The organism is Bartonella senegalensis OS02, from assembly GCF_000312545.1.
Taxonomy (GTDB): Bacteria; Pseudomonadota; Alphaproteobacteria; order Rhizobiales; family Rhizobiaceae; genus Bartonella; species Bartonella senegalensis.
Map to the genome: position 1 here is coordinate 1 of NZ_HE997549.1, position 1,494 is coordinate 1,494.

Genomic DNA, 1,494 nt, shown 5'->3' on the forward strand with positions numbered 1-1,494 from the left:
GTAGCAAGTGCTGAACCTGGATTGTGGAGAACAAAACGCACCCCCTATTTGCGCGAAATTATGGATAATCTTTCCTCTTACGTGCCGATTGAAACAACCATTGTCATGAAAGGGGCGCAAGTTGGCATGTCAGAGGCAGGACTGAACTTTTGTGGTTATGCTATTCATTATAGTCCAGGACCAGCCCTTTATGTCATGCCTACCGTTGAGACAGCTAAGAAGCTTTCAAAGACGCGGCTTGATCCTATGATTATGGCAAGTCCCGTTTTAAGTGAACGCATAGCCCCTGCCCGTGCACGTGACAGCGGCAATACCATGTTTTCTAAGGAGTTTGATGGGGGAGCATTGATGCTTACAGGAGCCAACAGTGCTGCTGGTTTGCGCTCTATGCCTATTCGTTATCTGATTTTAGATGAGGTTGATGGTTATCCTCTCAGTGTCGATAACGAAGGGGACCCAGTGATGATTGCGGAAAAGCGTACCTCGACCTTTATTCAACGAAAGATCTTTAAATTGTCCACGCCCACACACCGTGACACAAGCCGTATTGCCAAGGATTTTGTGCTAGGAGACCAGCGATATTACAATGTCCCTTGTGATGCATGCGGTGTACTCCAACCTATTGTTTGGTCGCAGATTAAATGGCCAAAAGGTGCCCCTGAAAAAGCTGTTTTTGTTTGTGCCCATTGTGAACATGAACATGCCGAACACCGAAAAACGGATTTGATGTGTGAAGAAAGAGGCGCGTGTTGGGTTCCAACCAGCGAATCCAGCAGACCCAATTTGCGCTCTTATCATATTTCTGCACTCTATTCCCCTTGGCTAACGTGGGGGGAATGTGCACGCGAATTTTTAAATGCTAAGGATGATCCAGCCCTTCTGCAACCTTTTGTGAATACCGTTCTTGGAGAACCATGGGAGGATAGAACCGGTGAAGTTGTTGATCCAGACAGCCTCTATGCAAAGCGCGAAGACTATCCTTTAGCACCAGAACAAGCTGTCGTGTTGACAGCAGGAATTGACGTACAAAACGACCGTTTAGAACTTGAAGTGGTGGGATGGGGACGCAGCGAAGAAAGTTGGCATATTGATTATCAAGTCCTCCTTGGTGATCCCTCTTCTTTTGAAGTGTGGGACCAACTGGATGAATATCTTGCAAAACGTTGGCCACATCCAGGCTATAAAGAGGGTATCAGAATAACGGCGGCTTGTATTGATACCGGTGGTGGACACACACAGGCTGTTTATAATTATGTACGCCCCCGTGAAGGACGGCGCATTTGGGGCATTAAGGGGCAGGCGGGATGGCGTGCGGTATGGCCACGCCGCCCAAGCAAAAACAATAAAGGACAGATTAATCTTTATATTGTTGGGGTTGATGCGGCGAAAGATATCATTACAGCGCGCTTTAAAAAGTCTGGTCCTGAAGCAACAGGGGCTGGTGCAACACATTTTCACAAAAGCCTTGATCGAGAATATTTTGACCAGCTGACC

Annotated in this window: 1 protein-coding gene; it reads left to right on the plus strand. The window is 47.3% G+C overall.

Going from position 1 to position 1,494, the window contains the following annotated elements:
- Nucleotides 1–1,494 (plus strand): phage terminase large subunit family protein (locus BN200_RS08330; protein WP_019222107.1); only part of this gene is annotated, 1,494 nt, incomplete at both ends.